At 71.1% G+C, this 13,845-nt stretch carries 14 protein-coding genes and 2 pseudogenes; 8 read left to right on the top strand and 8 right to left on the bottom strand.

What is annotated here, in order from left to right:
* Positions 1–12 precede the first annotated feature (12 nt).
* Positions 13–900 (top strand): branched-chain amino acid ABC transporter permease, encoded by an 888-nt coding sequence (locus E1293_RS08260; RefSeq protein ID WP_132195538.1) that lies wholly within the window; start codon positions 13–15, stop codon positions 898–900.
* A 2-nt stretch (positions 901–902) separates the two neighbouring features.
* A complete protein-coding gene (locus E1293_RS08255) occupies positions 903–1,970 on the top strand; it encodes a branched-chain amino acid ABC transporter permease (protein ID WP_132195536.1) in 1,068 nt (355 codons plus the stop codon).
* Positions 1,971–2,140: 170 nt separating this feature from the next.
* Here the strand turns inward: E1293_RS08255 and E1293_RS08250 are convergent, their stop codons facing one another.
* Positions 2,141–3,358 (bottom strand): tyrosine-type recombinase/integrase, encoded by a 1,218-nt coding sequence (locus tag E1293_RS08250; RefSeq protein WP_165978137.1) that lies wholly within the window; start codon positions 3,356–3,358, stop codon positions 2,141–2,143.
* Positions 3,359–3,700: 342 nt separating this feature from the next.
* Between E1293_RS08250 and E1293_RS08245 the strand changes: the two genes are divergently transcribed.
* Positions 3,701–4,933, top strand: coding sequence for a coiled-coil domain-containing protein (locus E1293_RS08245; protein WP_132195532.1), 1,233 nt, complete (start codon positions 3,701–3,703; stop codon positions 4,931–4,933).
* Positions 4,934–5,035: 102 nt separating this feature from the next.
* Here the strand turns inward: E1293_RS08245 and E1293_RS08240 are convergent, their stop codons facing one another.
* A complete protein-coding gene (locus E1293_RS08240) occupies positions 5,036–6,211 on the bottom strand; it encodes an epoxide hydrolase family protein (RefSeq protein ID WP_132195530.1) in 1,176 nt (391 codons plus the stop codon).
* A 267-nt stretch (positions 6,212–6,478) separates the two neighbouring features.
* On the opposite strand from E1293_RS08240, the gene E1293_RS08235 reads away from it, so the two are divergent.
* The gene (locus E1293_RS08235) at positions 6,479–7,066 is read left to right on the top strand and encodes a CGNR zinc finger domain-containing protein (RefSeq protein WP_132195528.1); all 588 of its coding nucleotides are present in this window, start codon (positions 6,479–6,481) and stop codon (positions 7,064–7,066) included.
* A 105-nt stretch (positions 7,067–7,171) separates the two neighbouring features.
* Here E1293_RS08235 and E1293_RS08230 read toward each other — a convergent pair whose 3' ends face one another.
* Positions 7,172–8,098: an NmrA/HSCARG family protein gene (locus tag E1293_RS08230; RefSeq protein WP_132195526.1), complete on the bottom strand. Its 927-nt coding sequence runs from the start codon at positions 8,096–8,098 to the stop codon at positions 7,172–7,174.
* 116 nt (positions 8,099–8,214) lie between these two features.
* Between E1293_RS08230 and E1293_RS08225 the strand changes: the two genes are divergently transcribed.
* The 3 genes and pseudogenes from E1293_RS08225 to E1293_RS50460 form a co-directional block, all read left to right on the top strand.
* Positions 8,215–8,793, top strand: a complete 579-nt coding sequence (locus E1293_RS08225; protein ID WP_243716093.1) for a TetR/AcrR family transcriptional regulator — start codon at positions 8,215–8,217, stop codon at positions 8,791–8,793.
* A gap of 54 nt (positions 8,794–8,847) precedes the next feature.
* A pseudogene (locus tag E1293_RS49315) lies at positions 8,848–9,150 on the top strand (YciI family protein); the annotation flags it as partial.
* Positions 9,093–9,296, top strand: a pseudogene (locus E1293_RS50460) (sigma factor); the annotation flags it as partial. The pseudogenes E1293_RS49315 and E1293_RS50460, both read left to right, overlap by 58 nt.
* Before the next feature lie 311 nt (positions 9,297–9,607).
* Here the strand turns inward: E1293_RS50460 and E1293_RS08210 are convergent.
* A complete protein-coding gene (locus tag E1293_RS08210) occupies positions 9,608–10,009 on the bottom strand; it encodes a winged helix-turn-helix transcriptional regulator (RefSeq protein ID WP_243716092.1) in 402 nt (133 codons plus the stop codon).
* A 215-nt stretch (positions 10,010–10,224) separates the two neighbouring features.
* Here E1293_RS08210 and E1293_RS08205 point away from each other — a divergent pair, with 215 nt between their 5' ends.
* Positions 10,225–10,905, top strand: coding sequence for an SDR family NAD(P)-dependent oxidoreductase (locus E1293_RS08205; protein ID WP_132195520.1), 681 nt, complete (start codon positions 10,225–10,227; stop codon positions 10,903–10,905).
* Between the two features lie 111 nt (positions 10,906–11,016).
* On the opposite strand, the gene E1293_RS08200 is transcribed toward E1293_RS08205, so the two are convergent.
* The 4 genes from E1293_RS08200 to E1293_RS08185 all read right to left on the bottom strand — a co-directional run.
* Positions 11,017–11,556 carry a DUF1062 domain-containing protein gene (locus E1293_RS08200; RefSeq protein ID WP_243716091.1) on the bottom strand — a complete coding sequence of 180 codons (540 nt, stop codon included), beginning with the start codon at positions 11,554–11,556 and terminating at the stop codon, positions 11,017–11,019.
* Positions 11,557–11,819: 263 nt separating this feature from the next.
* The gene (locus E1293_RS08195; RefSeq protein WP_132195516.1) at positions 11,820–12,557 is read right to left on the bottom strand and encodes a VOC family protein; all 738 of its coding nucleotides are present in this window, start codon (positions 12,555–12,557) and stop codon (positions 11,820–11,822) included.
* Between the two features lie 11 nt (positions 12,558–12,568).
* Positions 12,569–13,264 carry an ABC transporter ATP-binding protein gene (locus E1293_RS49310; RefSeq protein WP_243716090.1) on the bottom strand — a complete coding sequence of 232 codons (696 nt, stop codon included), beginning with the start codon at positions 13,262–13,264 and terminating at the stop codon, positions 12,569–12,571.
* Between the two features lie 297 nt (positions 13,265–13,561).
* On the bottom strand, positions 13,562–13,845 hold a 284-nt coding region (locus tag E1293_RS08185; protein WP_243716089.1), incomplete at its 5' end, for an ATP-binding cassette domain-containing protein.

The raw sequence follows: 13,845 nt of genomic DNA, 5'->3' as shown, positions 1-13,845 counted from the left end.
GGGAAAGCGGCCGTGGACACCTTCACCCTCATCGCGCTCTCCGGCCTGGGGCTGGGCGCCCTGTACTTCCTGCTGGCCAGCGGCCTGTCGCTGATCTTCGGACTCATGCGGGTCCTGAGCTTCGCGCACGGCGCCTTCCTCACCGTCGCGGCCTTCGCCTCCTGGACGGTGCTGCGGCACGCGGCGGCCCCGTCCCTCGGGCTCCTGCTCGTCGCGGTCCTGGTGTCCAGCGTGGCCGCCGGGATTCTCGCCCTGGTCACCGAGCTCACCATCATCCGCCCGCTGAAGGGCAAGGTGCTCGAACAGCTCCTGGCGACCGCCGGCCTCGGGCTCGCACTGGTCGCCCTGCTGGCGGCGATCTGGGGCCCGGACGAGCACATGATCCCGCAGCCGGGCTGGGTCACCTCGACGACGCAGGTCGCTGGCGCGCCCATCCCCAACACCCGGTTCCTGCTCATCGGGGCCGCCGCCGTCACCATGGTCGTCATCCAGGCGTGCCTGTCGCGCACCCGCGCCGGCCTCGTCATCCGGGCCGGGGTCGAGAACGCGGAGATGGTGGCGGCGCTCGGCATCGACGTCAAGCGATCGTTCACGGCGGTCTTCACCGCCGGCGGGATGCTCGCCGGACTCGGCGGCGCGCTGGCCGGCTCCTACTACGGCGGCGTCTCGCCGTACCTCGGCGACCAGATGCTGATCTTCGCCTTCATCGTGCTGATCATCGGCGGGCTCGGGTCCGTCCAGGGCGCGCTGATCGCCGCGGTCGTCCTCGGGCTCGCCCAGTCGCTGGCCAATTACTACGTCCAGAACGGGGTCGGCGACATCCTCGTCGTGGCGCTGCTGGTAGTGACCCTGTTGGTGCGGCCCCAGGGGCTCCTGGGCCAGAAGGATCGGCTGGTGTAACGATGGTTCGGACACTCGCGCCGGCGGCGGTCGTCGTACTGCTGGCCCTGGCGCCGTACAGCGACCTGAGCGTCGGCGGACTGCTGCCGGGGGCGGTCAACAGCACCGGCAGCCTGCAACTGCTCGCGCTGATGTTCGTGGCGGCCGCGACCGCGATCACCCTCGACCTGATGTTCGGCTACACCGGCCTGCTGTCCTTCGGGCACGCGCTGTACTTCGGATTCGGCTGCTACTCCACGGTGATCCTCAGCAACATCGGCGGCCTCGGGTTCACACTCGGCCTGCCCCTCGCCATGCTGCTCACGTTCACGGTCGCCCTGGTCGGCAACGCCGCATCGCTCCGGCTCACCGGGATCGGATTCAGCATGGCCACGCTCGCCCTGGCCCAGGCGCTCTCGATCGCGGTCGAGCGCGGCTTCCTCCGCAGCGGCGGGGAGGTCGGCGTCACCTATGGGCTCGACGTCCTGCCCGCCCCGTTCGTCGGCATCGTGAACACGCGCAACACCTACTGGCTCGCGCTGGCCCTGCTCGTCGCGGTGTACGCGCTGGTGGGCTTCGCCGTCCGCACCGAGGCGGGCCATGTCTGGCAGGCGATACGCGAGAACCCGCTCAGGACCGGCGTACTCGGCTACAACGTCTACGCGAGCCAACTGGCCTCGGGCACCATCGCCTGCACGCTCGCGGGCGCATGCGGGGCCGTCTACTCCATCGTGATGGGCGGCGCCAACCCGAGCATCGTGGTCCTGGGCTACTCCCTGTCGCTCGTCCTGATGGTCGTGCTGGGCGGCCGCGGAGTGATCTGGGGCGCCGTGGTGGGCGGTTTCGTCTACACCTACCTGAACGAGAGGCTCACCGCGGTCTCCGACTCGGGCGCGGTGAGCGCTCTGCCGCACGTCATCCGCGCGCCCCTGAGCCAACCCAACTTCATTCTCGGCACCGTCTTCGTCCTGGTGATCCTGTTCCTCCCGGGCGGCCTCGCGTCGCTGTTCCGCACCAGGTCCCACGATCCGGTCGATGCGCCGCAACCCCGAAAGAGCGTCCTCGTCGGAGACACCGAGCAAGGCGCCTGACCGCACCTTCTTACCCGGCCGTCTGAGGCGATCGCCGCTTCGGCCTCCCGCCCGCCGCCGTCCATGGCGGTGGAGATCTGGGCACACCCGGCGTGCGGCGGCCCACCGCGTCGTCCTGACGGGCCTGAACCCGGCCAGGTGACAGACCACCGGTCAGGGCGGACCAATGATCATTGGTTGCGGTCGGTGGTGCGGTGCCTGGCGAGGATGCGGGTGAGGTCGGTGACGGGGGAGGAGGCGAGCTTGTGGTTGGTGTCGTCGTAGCCGCGGGTGGTGCGGGGGTCGGCGTGACCGGCCAGGTCCTGCACCTTGGCGAGCGGGACGTCGTTGCCGAGCAGGGTGGTGATAACGGTCCGGCGGCCGCTGTGCGGGCTCAGCCGGGGGGCGGCGGGCAGCCCGGCCCGTTCCGCCTGCCGGCGCAGGATGTTGGTGACGTCGCGCTGGGTGAGGCTCTTGTCGCCGGGTTTGGTCGGGTCGTAGGGGTGCGGGGCGGTCACCAGAAGCGGTCCGGGTGGAGTGGCGCGGTCCGGGTGGCGCTCGGCGCGGACCGCGAGGTAGGCGTCCAGGACGCGGCAGAGCTCACCGTCGAGACGGACGTAGTCGCGGCCGTCGGGCCCCTTGCCCTTGGTGCCGTGCCACAGCACCCGGTACCCGGCCTCGGCGCTCAGGTCTTCCAGGTCCGCGCCGGTGAACGCCGACACGCGCAGCGCGGTGTAGAACAGCAGGGCGATCACGGCCGCGTCGCGCCAGGCCGCTTCGGTGCCCAGGTCGACGGCCCGGCCTTCCGCGGTATCGAGCAGCAGTGCCGTCTCGGCGACGCTGAGGGTGGGCGCCTTGTGCGCCGACGCGGCGATCTGCGCGCTGGTCGGCCGCTTGACCAGCAGCGTCGGGTTGCGATCGGTGGCGTCGTTGGACTGCAGGTAGGTGTACCAGGACGATACGGCCGCCAGCCGCCGCGCCCGTGTCGCGGCGCTCGGCGGGCGTGACCGGGCACCGACGTCGACGGTCATGGACGCCGACCAGTCGTCGATGTCCGCACGACGCGCCGCCCGCGGGTCCAGCCCGGTGCGTGCGCAGTAGTCCAGCCAGCCGGCGAGGTCGCGGTAGTAGGCGCGGCGGGTGGCGTCACTGCTCTGGCTGCGCAGCCAGGCGGCGGTGAGCAACCGCGGACCGTAACGGTCACCCGGGTCGTCGGGCGGCAGTGCGGGCAGCAGCGTGACGGCCTGTCCGATCGGATCCGGCGACAGCCCTTGAGCCCCCAGTGTCGTGACGGGTGCCGCCACCGGGGGTGTCGCCGGTGGTGTCGGCGCCGGTGGTGTCGGCTCCGCGGGCAGCAGCACCACGGCTTCCAGTGGGGCCTCCGGAGCGGGCCGCGGTTGCACGGTCATGCCCGCACACCCCGCGCACCCGGCGTTCGGACACCCGGTGCAATAACGCCGCCACCAGCGGATTCGGCCTTCTGATCCGCTGCCGCCGACACGTCCGCCGACCGCCGAGCCGGAGCGTGTGGAGCGCCGCCATCGGACGCGCCTTCTCCGGCCCTCACATCGCCGCATGCCCGGCAGGTGCCGCGTGCAAGGTCGCTCGCCCGCCGATCGCCGCTGTTGATCATGCACACCAGGATAACCGTCATTATCCCGGAGCCTCAACGATGGACGTATTACACGTTCTGCGTGTCGCGTTAATCATTAAGCGAAGCGTGCAGCGAAAAGATGGCTATGGTGAGGCGAGTGAGCAACGAGACGAGCAGCGAGGACGGCGCCGCCGGCGAGTCCGCGAGCACCGCGGCGGTCACCCCGCCGGCCGACGAGACGAGCGGGGCCCCGTCTGTGCCCTCGCCGACGTCATCGGGCATGGCCGCAGAGGCCGCGGGTGAGACGTCAGCGTCGGCAGCTGCGGGGGAGTGCGCCCTGGCCGGCTGCACCGAGCCGCTCGCGGTGCGCGGCCGCGGCCGGCCCGCCAAGTACTGCAGCAAGGCGCACGCCGATCAGGCCAGCCGGGACCGGCGCGCCGTGGACGCCGCGGCGGTCGACGAACCGCTCCTCCAGGCCGAGGCGCTCGCCCAGCGGGTGCCGTCGGCCATCGGTGCCCTGCAGGATCAGTTGACCGCGCTGCAGGACTTCCTCGCCAAAGCACAGGAGGGGGCGCTGTCGCGGGTCCGGCGGGCCGAGGCCGAGGCGACGGCGGCCGCACAGGCCGAAGCCGACGCCGAAGCCCGCGCCCTCGCCGCCGACACGGCGCGTCAGAACGCGGTCACCGCCGCAGAGGAGGCCCGCAATGCCCAGCGGGCGGCCGAGCAGGCCGCGGCCCGCGACCGCGCGGCCCTGGAACAGGTCCGCGCCGACACCACCGAGGCCATCACCGCACACCAGAACGCCCGCGACGCCGCCCGTGAGGCCCAGACCGCCGCCGAGACGGTCCGCGACGCCAAGACGGCCGAGCTCCGCGACACCCGCCACGCTCACGAGCAGGAAAGAGCCCGGTTCGAGGCCACCGCCCGCGTCCAAAGTGAGCAGTCGCAGGCCGTCCAGAAAGAACTGGCGAACAGCACGGGAGCACTCGCGGCCGCGCGGGAGGCTCTGGCCGTCGCCCACGGCGAGACACGCGCCCAGCAGACCAGAGCCGAGGCCGCCGAGCACGCACGCGACGAGGCCGTACGGCACGGGCGCGAAGCCGCCGCCCGCGCCGAGGTCGTAGAACAGCGGCAGCAAGCCCTCCAGGCCGCCGCCGAACGGGCGGCCCAGCAGCTCGCCGCCGCACAGACCGCTCTCGCCTCTCGTGAGGCGCTCTGCGGCCGACTCGAAACCGACCTGGCGGCCGCCCGCGCCGACGCGGCGGCGCAACGCGAACGCGCCGCCCGAGCCGAAGCCTCGACCCCGCAAGGAAATCCTGCCGCCTCCGACGACCCGCACACCCAGGGCGGCGACGGTCCGGCCGGTGAGGAGGATCGAAACGGCCGGTAAGCGGCTCCCTCATGAGGCCGGATGGCGCTCGCGGGAGCCGTCCACCCGAGTGATCTGCTTACGGGGCTCGGCGGCCGATCGAGTCCTGGCACCCGGCCGCGTTCAGCGATTGGCGGCCAGTACCGCTGCGAGGCCGTCTTGCAGGTCCTTGACGAAATACTCCGGAACCTCCAGCGAGGGGAAATGTCCGCCGGTTTCGGGGGAGCTCCATCGGACGATCTGTCGGTACCGCTCCTGTGCCCAGGGGCGCGGACACTTGTTCTCGAGGTCGCGCGGATACATGGTGATCGCTGACGGGACGTCGACCCGCAGTTCGGGGTCGAGCGAGTTGTGGCTTTCGTAGTAGATGCGGGCCGCTGACGCGCCGGTCCGCGTCAGCCAGTACAGGGTGACGTCGTCAAGGACTCGGTCTCTGGAAATCGTCTCGAACGGGCTGTCTTCGGTGTCCGTCCACTCGGCGAACTTGTCGAGGATCCAGGCGAGAAGCCCGACCGGTGAGTCGACGAGCGAGTAGCCGATGGTCTGCGGCCGGGTCGCCTGCTGCTTCGCGTACGCCGCGCGGTGGCGCCAGAAATCGCGGGTCTCCTCGGTCCATTCGCGCTCGACCGCCGTCAGCCCGTCCGTTGTCAACCCGGGCGGTCCCTCCGCGAACGTTGTGTGGATGCCGAGAACGTGCGCCGGGAACCTGCCGCCGAGAATCGTGGTGATCACACCTCCGAAGTCGCCGCCGTGGGCTGCGAACTTGCTGTAGCCGAGCCTTCCCATCAGTTCCACCCATGCGGCCGCGATCTTTTCGGTGCCCCACCCGGTGGTGGCCGGTTTGTCGCTGTAACCGAATCCCGGTAGCGATGGGACCACGACGTGGAACGCCGGCGTGGCCGCATCTTTCGGATCTGCCAGCTCGTCCACTACATCGATGAACTCGGCGATGCTGCCCGGCCAGCCGTGCGTCAGGATCAGAGGAGTGGCATCTGCGCGCGCGGACCGGCGGTGCAGGAAGTGGATTCCCAGACCATCAATGGTCGTGCGGAACTGGCCGATGCGGTTGAGGCGCTCTTCGAACGACCGCCAGTCGTACCCGGTGCGCCAGTAGTCCACGAGCCCGACGAGGTCGGCGAGAGGGACGCCCTGTTCCCATCGGCGGGGGTCGGGCGCGGCGCGATGGACCGTCTCGGCCTCCGGTAGCCGCGCCGCGGCCAGTCGCGCACGCAGATCGTCGAGGTCGGCGGCGGTGGCGTGGGCTTCGAATGCTCGCACGTCGCTGGTCGGACGGGACATGAGACCTCCTGGCCATCGCGGAACCGGCCATGACCTTTGCGAACCGGCTAAGGTGGTTCTAGCATGCCTGCGCGCCAGAGTTCAACCAGCCGACCCCGGTCTCCCATGAAGGTCGCCGGGGGAGTGAGCGGGGGCCGGGACGTGCGAGAATCGGCATCGGCCGGGCGGTGTTGACCGCGAACTCCCGCGACGGGGACCGGTCCGGTCCCGAGTCTTCGGCGGGCCGGACGCGGTCCTCGAATGGACGATCGAGGCTAAGGTGGTTCCATGCGTGCTGAGTTCCCTGACTTTCGCCTCGGTAGCGTGCTGGCGACCAGCTTCACGGGGACTCTGACGGAGCGTCACGGCAATCCTGTGGAGCGCATTCCCACGCCGCAGCGACTGGTCGACTGGCTGGCGGCGAACGGCCTGGCCGTGGACTCCTGCACCACCGCCCAGCTCGAACTCGCCCGGAAACTGAGGGAAGCAATTCACGCCGCCGCGACGGCGACCGCGATCCAAGACGCTCTCCCTGTATCTGCCGTCCGAATCATCAATGACTGCAGTATTCAGGGTCGGGCCTCGGCCGTCCTGACGGCCGAGAGAAACCGCCAATGGCGACTTGGTTCGGCTTCCTGCGTAGAGGACGCCCTGAGCGTCATCGCCGCCGACGCGATCAGCATCATCGCAGGCGAACGAGACGGAAAAATGGCCTTGTGCGCATCGCCAACCTGCCAGGCCGCCTTCTTCGACACCAGTCAAAGTCGCACCCGCAAATGGTGTGAAATGAACACGTGCGGGAATCGTCAGAAGAAGGCGCGCTTCAATGCCAACCAGCGCAAGAACGGGACTGCCGCACGGACGGGTGTCGTCTGACCCGATCGTGCATCAGTCCCATGAGACCCCAATGGCGCTGAGAGTTCTCGCCAGGGGCATCGCGCCCGGCGGGGGAGCCGCCACCGTGGCTGGGCGTGCGGGTGTTCACGCGTCTTGGGCCGTGGCGATCTCGGTGTTCAGGAACGCCGAGATCTGGGCGGCGCCGGTGTGCTTCAGCCAGGTGGAGAAGTCCATCGCGGCAGGGTGGATTCGCCGGGTGGCGGCGATGTCCGTGCGGTAGCCGTATTCGTTGAGCCATTGGTTGGCGTAGGCGAAGTCCTCACTCAGATCCCGGATCGTCTCGATCGGGATCTGGTCGTAGGGCAGCGTTATGCCGAGCGCCCTGCCGATGGCGTCGGCGACCTGGACCGGTGTGAGCTCGTCGGCGGCCAGGGAGACCGACCGGCCGATCCATTCTTCGGGGCGGCGGAACACCAGCTCGGTGATGAAGCCGACGTCGTCGACGGCCATGAGCTGCTGGGCCGTGTCCGGTGCGAGCCCGGTGGACAGGGTCCCGTTCTGCAGCGCGTATCCGCCGGTGAAGTTCTCCATGAACGAGACCGGCCGCAGAATCGTGGCGGGCAGGCCGAGGCGGGCGATGTGCTGCTCGATCCGCCATTTGCTGACCAGGTTCACCGGCACCTTCTCGCTGAGGTGGCGGTCCGCGCCGGCGACCGAGGTGAACACCAGGTGCCCGACGCCGGCGGCGTGCGCGGCGTCGGCGACGTTCACGCCCCAGCGCACCTCGTCCTCGGTGGTGAAGTCCGGTGCCGTGCCGGGCGAGCCGACCGTGGGCTGGACGCTGAACAGCCCCCAGGCGCCCTCGGCAGCGGCGGTCAGGGAATCGACGTCCTCCATCTGCGCCCGCGCCACCCGCGCACCGGCCCGCGCCAGTGCTCGGGCCGGGGTCCCGTTCGGATCACGGGTCAGCGCCCGCACTTGCCAGCCGCCGCGGAGCAGGTGGTGCGTCACGGCCCCGCCCTGCAGGCCGGTCGCCCCCACCACCGCGACGGTCTTGTCGGTCTGCGTCATCGTCTCTCCCTGCGTCCATGCGGAGGAGGTGCCGATCCCTAAGTGGGGTGCCCCCCTGGTTATGGTCCGCTACCATATGGAGGGCCACCCCATTTATCAAGCTGCGAGGAGCGCTCGTGTCCAAGGACGCCGCCGCGCCGCCCAGGCAGCGGATGCGCGCCGACGCCCGCCGCAACGCCGACCGGATCGTCGCCGCCGCGGGCGCCCTGATCGCCGAGCACGGCGCCGATGCCTCGTTGGAGGAGGTCGCCCGCCGCGCCGGAGTCGGCTCGGCCACCCTGCACCGGCACTTCCCCTCCCGGCAGGCGCTCCTGGAGGCGGTCTTCAACGATCGAGTGGAGGTTCTCTGCGCCAAGGCCGACGGCCTGCTCCGCGACCCCGATCCGGGCGAGGCGCTGCTCGTCTGGCTCCGCGCCGTCGGCGCACACGCGGTGGCCAACCGGGGCCTGGGCGCATCGTTGATGCGCGGCGGCGATCCGGCCCTCGGCCGTACCTGCCACGACATGATCATCAACGCGGGCGACGCCCTCCTCGCACGTGCCCGAGCGGCAGGGGCCGTGCGCCCGGAGATCGCCATCACCCATCTGCTGAAACTCGTCAGCGCCATCTCCTTGGCCACCGAGCACGAACCCGACGGCCCGGCCGAAGCCGACCGCCTGCTGGCGATCGCCATCGAGGGCATACGCGCACACTGATTCCGGCTCTCACGACCAGCGCGGTGCAAGACGAGCGTCGCGACCGCTCACGCCCCGTCCAAGAACGACTTCGCCGCCCGGCTGGAGGAGACGGGCGAGTTCGTCGACACCCAGGCCCTCACGCCCGAGGGGACGTTCATGCGGTACGACGGCGAGGGGCGCCCGCCGGTGACCGACGGCCCGTTCGCCGAGACGAAGGACCTCATCGCCGGCTGGTACATCATCGACGTGGAGTCCTGGGATCGCGCGGTCGAGGTGGCCGGGTAGCCGTCGGCCGTACCCGGGCCGGCGGGAAGCCGGTGCGAGTGGGTCGAGGTCCGGCCGTTCTTCGGCGAGCCGCCCACGGTCACCGGGTGAACGAATCGCTGCTGCGGGAACTCGTTCCCGCAGTGATCGGCGTCCTCGTCCAGCGCGGAGCCGACTTCGCCTCGGCCGAGGACGCCGTACAGGAGGCCCTGATCCGAGCGCTGGACACCTGGCCGGACGAGCCGCCGCGCGATCCGAAGGCATGGCTCGTCGCGGCCGGGTGGCGCAAGTTCCTCGACGCCGCCCGCGCCGAGGCGTCGCGGCACGGGAGGGAACTCGCCGTGCGGGTAAAGTCGCAGGCCGCGATCGCCGCCCTACACGCGGACGCCCGGACCGTCGCCGAGACGGACCGGGTCCAGGTCGTGGAGTGGTACGAGGAACTGCTGCTCCTCACCGGCAGCCCGGTGGTGCGCTCAACCGCGCGGTGGCGGTCGGGGAGGCGGACGGGCCGGAGGCACCTGAAGGCTCACGGCTGCCGAGGCACGGGCGGCAACCGGCCCATTGGACATCAGGGTGCGGTGGCGGTGTGGGCCCGGTGTTCGCGGATCTGGCCGTGGTGGTCCACGACCCAGGTGATCAGGGACGTGACGATCTGGTGGAGGCTGCGGCCCAGGGGAGTGAGGGCGTACTCCACACGCGGCGGCACCTCCGCGTAGGCGGTCCGGGTCACCAAGCCGTCCTGCTGGAGCTGGCGCACGGTGAGGGTGAGCATCCGCTGGGAGATGCCGGGGACTTCGCGCTGCAGGTCGGTGTAGCGCAGCGCGCCGGCCTCCAGTACGGCGATCACCAGCATGCTCCACTTGTCGCCGATCCGGTCCAGTGTCTGCCGGACGAAGTCCATCTGCTCAGCGGGGATGGCGGCGCACGGCCCCCGGCCCGCGGCGGCATCGGGTCGCTCTGCGGTGTCCATGGCGCACATTCCCCTCCGGCACACACATCGATGTGCCTTTTGTACGGCCTTCCATACTGGTCCATCATGGCGCTACGCACAAATAGTAGGAATTGGAGGTGAGCTGTGGGAATCGAGATCCGGTTCCCGTCGGCCACGCCGCCAACGCCTGATCCACATGCCGGGCGTCGGGTCTCCGCATGTCCCGGCGGTCACGACACGGAAGAGGTCTGACTGTGCCCACTCTCGCCATCGTCGGCGCCGGCCCTGGCATGGGCCTGGCCATCGCCCGCACCTTCGGCAGCCGGGGCTTCGACGTCGCCCTGATCGCCCGAACCAAGGAGAAGCTGGAAACGCTGGTCGACCGGCTCGGGCGGGAAGGCATCACGGCCGCCGCGTTCCCCGCCGACGTCCTGGACCGCGCCTCACTGACCGATGCCCTGGACGCGGCCAAGGTCCGCTTCGGCGGCATCGACGTACTGGAGTACTCGCCGGCCCCGCACTCCCCGGTGCCCGGCTTCACCCTGACCGCTCCCTCAGAGGTCACGGTGGACAGTCTGCAACCGCAGATCGAGTACAGCTTCTACGGTGCCGTCACGGCGACCCAGGCGGTACTGCCCGCGATGCGGGAGGCGGGCGCCGGAACCCTGCTGTTCACCACCGGCGGCGGCTCGGTGGACCCGGTGCCGATGTTCGGCAACGTCAACGCGGCGCAGGCGGCTCTGCGCAACTGGGTGGTCAACCTGGACAAGGAGCTGGCGGGCACCGGCGTGCACGCCGGGCACGTGGTGATCGGCGTGTGGATCGGCGGGGGCGGCCCGGAGGGCTTCCCGACGGCCGCGCCCGAGCAGATCGCCCCCCTGTATTGGGACCTGCACGAAAACCGCGACCGATCCGAGGCCGTCTTCAACGCCTGACCGGCCGGCTCACCTCGGCCGCGATGGTGCGGCCCGCGCATGCCGCGGCCGCCCGGCGGCGGGTCCGTTCGGAGCCGCCCCCGGGCGGGGCGTGTTTCGCGGCTGTTCCGGTTAGCCGGCGGGCATCACGGTGAAGGTGAATCCGGTGCTCGTCGGACGGCGCAGCGGGATGCCGCACTTGATCCGGCGCAGCGCCTCGGTTCTGCTGAGGCCGAGGCCCTGCGCGATGAGCCGCTCCGGGCGCACCGGTACCGGATCGGCGAAGGCGACCTCCACCTGGACCGGCCATGGCTCGCCGTGCCATTCCGGCGGGGTGTCGAGCCGCCAGGCGCCCGTCCAGTCGAGGGTGAAGCGGTTGCGGCGGGCGAGCAGCGGATCCAGCAGCCTGGACGCCACCAGTTCCGGGTCGTTGTCGCGGTAGCCGCGGAGCTCGGCCGGATCGAGGGATCTGACCGGCGCCCGCTCGTGGACGCTGAGCTTGCCCGTGCGGTCGCAGGATGTGCAGCGGACCAGCAGCCACACGTCCAGCAGCTTGCCGTTGGCGTTGACGCGGAACCTGCCGTCGCCGGTGGTGGCCGACTCCGACCGGCAGTCCGCGCACCGCAGCGACAGCAGGGGCAGCCTGGTCCGGCGGACGACCCAGGGCAGCACGGTATGAGGTTGTGAGGACATGAGCTCTCTAGACCTGACACGAGGCCGATTACGCGCGGCCTCGAACGCTGTATGACCGGGTGCACGCGGGCAGCCCGGCGGAACCGGCGGGAGCGCCGGCTACAGGTGAGCGAAGAAGGTGTCAGGTCTAAAGGGCAGGCGGGGTCACGCGGTTTTGTCCTCTGTGCTCGGTGCGATGGGCCGCGGGCAATCTACGGGACCGCGGCTGAGGGGCTCAAACGGTTTTGCGCAGGGGTCTTGCGTCAGCCCCGGCCGAGGACGCAGAACTCGTTGTCCTCCGGGTCGGCCAGGACCGTCCAGGGGACGTCGCCCTGGCCGAGGTCGAGGTCGGTGGCGCCGAGGGTCCGCAGCCGGGCCACCTCCGCCTCCTTGTCCTCGACGGGGAACGGCAGCAGGTCGAGGTGCACGCGGTTCCACCATGTCCTCGCGCCGGGTGCGCGGCGGAACTCCAGGAACGGCCCGACGCCCTTGGCCGAGCGCATCACCGCGAATTCGTCGGTCTCCTCGTGCAGGGTCCAGTCCATCGCCTGGCCCCAGAACCCGACCATGGCCCGCACGTCGGCGCAGTCGACCACCACCGCGGCGATCGGCCCGGTGTCCCGGTAGGTCTCCCGGGGCTCCAGCACGCAGAACACGTTGCCGTCGGGGTCGGCGAGGACCGTCCAGGGGACGTCTCCCTGGCCCACGTCGGCTGGCGTCGCACCGAGGTCCTTCAGGCGCGCGACCAGCTCCGTCTGGTGGGCCGCGGAGGTGGTGGCGAGATCGAGGTGCACGCGGTCCTTCACCGTCTCGGGGTCGGGGACGGTGACGACGTCGACGCAGACGGCGGTGGGGTCGGGCCAGGTGAAGCCCAAGGGCTCGATGTTGGTCACACCGGGTCCCTCGCTGGAGACGCCCCAGCCGAGCGCGTCCGCCCAGAACCGGCCGAGGGCCGAGTCGTCCCGGGCCTTGAAGTTCACCTGTACCAGCCGCAGAGTCATGCCACCCAACCCTATGCCGAGGCCGCCGAGTGCTCTGAGCCCAGGGAGAGGTTCCAGTAGTCGGCGTAGCGGCCGCCGCGGCGCAGCAGGTCGTCGTGGCCGCCTTGTTCGGCGATGCGGCCGCCGTCGAGGAAGACGATGCGGTCGGCGCGCCGGACGGTCCCCAGCCGGTGCGCGACCATCACCACCGTCCGGCCCGCCATCAGGTGTTCGATGCCGTCGTGGACGGCGGCCTCGTTGACCGGGTCCAGCGCGGAGGTCACCTCGTCCAGCAGCACGATGGGCGCGTCCTTCAGCAGTGCCCGCGCGATGGAGACGCGCTGGCGCTCGCCGCCCGACAGCCGCGCGCCGCCCTCGCCGACGTCGGCGTCCCATCCGCCGGGGAGCCGCCGGACGACCTCGTCCAGCCGCGCGGCGGTGGCCGCGGCCCGCACGTCGGCCTCGGCGGCGCCGGGACGGCCGAGGCGCACGTTCTCCTCGATCGTGCCGTCGAAGAGGTAGACGTCCTGGAAGACGATGGCGAACCGCGACATGAGGACCTCGGTGCTGATGGCGCGGACGTCCGCGCCCCCGACCCGGACCGCGCCGGCGTCCACGTCGTGGAACCGGGCGAGCAGCTGCAGCAGGGTGGTCTTGCCCGCTCCGGAGGGGCCGACGACGGCGAGCCGCTGCCCCTCCGGCACGGTCAGCGACACTTCGTCGGCCACGGTGCGGTCGCCGTGCCGACGAGGTGTCGGAGTCGAGTTCGAGGCCGTGGTGAGCGGGCCGGACGGGCCGGGCGGGCTCGGGCAGCGGCTCGGTGCGCAGCACCGTGTCGAGCCCGGCCAGTTCGGAGCGTGCGCCGCGGATCTGGCCGCCGATGTCCGACAGCGACAGCAGCGGGTCGGCGCAGCGGGCGGCCAGCACCAGGGCGGTCAGCACTTCGGCCGCGCCGATGTCGCCGCCGGGCGCGAGGCGGGCGCCGAGGACCAGCAGCGCGGTGAACACCGCCTGCACGGTGAGCGTCAGGCCCAGCATGCCGGGCAGCGCCGACCGCAGGGTGCGGCGGGACGCGCGCTCGACCTCGCGCAGCGAGCCGTCCAGCAGCCCGAAGCGTCAACGCCGCCCAGGGTGACCGAGCCGCGGGTCGGGTCGAAGAAGCGGGGCAGCAGCTGGACCAGCGTGGACTTCCCGCTTCCCGACGGCCCGGCGATCGCGGTGACCGTGCCCGGTTCGAGCACCAGGTCGATCCCGCGCAGCACCTCGCGGTCGTCCTGGTAGCCGAAGTGGACGCCGCGCAGCTCCACCC

This window comes from Actinomadura darangshiensis, from assembly GCF_004349235.1.
Classification (GTDB): Bacteria; Actinomycetota; Actinomycetes; order Streptosporangiales; family Streptosporangiaceae; genus Spirillospora; species Spirillospora darangshiensis.
The sequence above is the reverse complement of the archived record's forward strand: the minus strand, read 5'-3'. Positions and strand labels throughout refer to the sequence as shown.

Bases quoted from the DNA above. Each gene is read 5' to 3' on its own strand.
- E1293_RS08250 (WP_165978137.1), bottom strand. From the start codon at position 3,358: ATGACCGTGCAACCGCGGCCCGCTCCGGAGGCCCCACTGGAAGCCGTG.
- E1293_RS08255 (WP_132195536.1), top strand. From the start codon at position 903: ATGGTTCGGACACTCGCGCCGGCGGCGGTCGTCGTACTGCTGGCCCTG.
- E1293_RS08230 (WP_132195526.1), bottom strand. From the start codon at position 8,098: ATGACGCAGACCGACAAGACCGTCGCGGTGGTGGGGGCGACCGGCCTG.
- E1293_RS08210 (WP_243716092.1), bottom strand. From the start codon at position 10,009: ATGGACACCGCAGAGCGACCCGATGCCGCCGCGGGCCGGGGGCCGTGC.
- E1293_RS08195 (WP_132195516.1), bottom strand. From the start codon at position 12,557: ATGACTCTGCGGCTGGTACAGGTGAACTTCAAGGCCCGGGACGACTCG.
- E1293_RS08240 (WP_132195530.1), bottom strand. From the start codon at position 6,211: ATGTCCCGTCCGACCAGCGACGTGCGAGCATTCGAAGCCCACGCCACC.
- E1293_RS08235 (WP_132195528.1), top strand. From the start codon at position 6,479: ATGCGTGCTGAGTTCCCTGACTTTCGCCTCGGTAGCGTGCTGGCGACC.